Source organism: Sphingomonas sp. BK580, from assembly GCF_014194975.1.
Taxonomy (GTDB): Bacteria; Pseudomonadota; Alphaproteobacteria; order Sphingomonadales; family Sphingomonadaceae; genus Sphingomonas.
On record NZ_JACIAY010000030.1, the window covers coordinates 1 to 1,369 of the forward strand.

1 protein-coding gene is annotated in these 1,369 nt (G+C 64.9%); it reads left to right on the forward strand.

The genetic code is table 11. The features are described 5' to 3' along the window. The first annotated feature begins 76 nt into the window (after positions 1 to 76). Complete coding sequence (locus tag FHY05_RS22200) at positions 77 to 1,102, forward strand: IS110 family transposase (RefSeq protein WP_183946705.1); 1,026 nt, start codon at positions 77 to 79, stop codon at positions 1,100 to 1,102. The last annotated feature ends 267 nt before the right edge of the window (positions 1,103 to 1,369 follow it).

Consider the following 1,369-nt stretch of genomic DNA (forward strand, 5'->3'; position numbering starts at 1 on the left):
TCGTTGGGGTGGACGCCCCCTGACGGCATCGATGTGCCAGAGTGGAGGTGTTGAAACACCACTGTAGGAGGCGTCCGTGAGTGAGGTTAGCACAGTCGGCATCGATCTGGCCAAGTCGGTTTTTCAGGCTCACGGTGAGGATGCGAGCGGCGGGGTCGTGTTCCGCAAGAAGCTTCGGCGTGATCAGGTTCTGCCGTTCTTTTCGACCTTACCGCGGTGCGTGGTCGCGATGGAGGCGTGCGCGAGTGCCCACTATTGGGCACGCGAGCTCGCCGCACTGGGTCACGACACCAAGTTGATCCCACCGGCGTACGTGAAGCCGTTCGTCAAACGGCAGAAGAACGACATGGCCGATGCAGAAGCGATCTGTGAGGCGGCGCAGCGCCCGACGATGCGGTTCGTTCAAGGCAAAAGTGCAGAGGCGCAGGCATCGGCGGTGGTGTTCCGCACCCGCGACCTGCTCGTGCGTCAACGTACCCAGTTGATCAACGCCCTGCGCGGCCACCTCACCGAGTTCGGCTACATCGTGCGTCAGGGTGTTGGGCACGTCGGCAAGCTGATCAAGGTGGTCGGCGACCCCACCTCCGACATCCCGGCTCAGGCGCGACCCGTGCTGGTCGTGATTGCGCAAGGGCTGGAAGCGCTGCAGATGCAGATCGCCCTGCTCGACCGCGAGATCGCGAGCCGTGCGAAGGCTGATCCCGTGGCGAAGCGGCTGATGACGATCCCCGGCGTCGGCCCGGTGATAGCGACCGCCCTGGTGGCGCTGGCGCCCGCTGCCAGCACCTTCCGTCGCGGGCGCGACTTCGCCGCCTGGCTCGGGCTGGTACCCCGACAGCACTCCAGCGGCGGCAAGGAGCGCCTCGGGCGGACAACGAAGATGGGAGAGCGTAGCTTGCGCAGGCTTCTGATCATCGGCGCGAGCTCAGTGACGAAGGTCGCGGCGCGCAATCCTGATAAAGCCGGTGCATGGCTGGCCGGCATGCTAGCTCGCAAGCCGCGCATGCTGATCACCGTCGCGCTCGCGAACAAAATGGCGAGGACCGTCTGGGCGCTGATGGCCCACGGCGGATCCTACAAAGCTCCGGCCGCAGCGGCGTAGCCGCCAAGGCTTGAGGCGTCAGGGACGCAGGGAAGGTCAGTAGAGAGGTATGGCGCAACGGTCAGAAGACGGGATTGGGAAAACCAGTGAAACGTCCGAGCGCCTCGAGCGCGCAACTTCGGTCTGGACCCGGTCCGCGATCTCCATACAGGCCAGCAGCCGTGATGATGGCTGCATCACAGGCCGGACACACGGAAGCACCTGAACCCGCGCGATCAAATCTTCCGAACACCCCCTTGTATCCGGTGGGGCGTCCACACACGGACG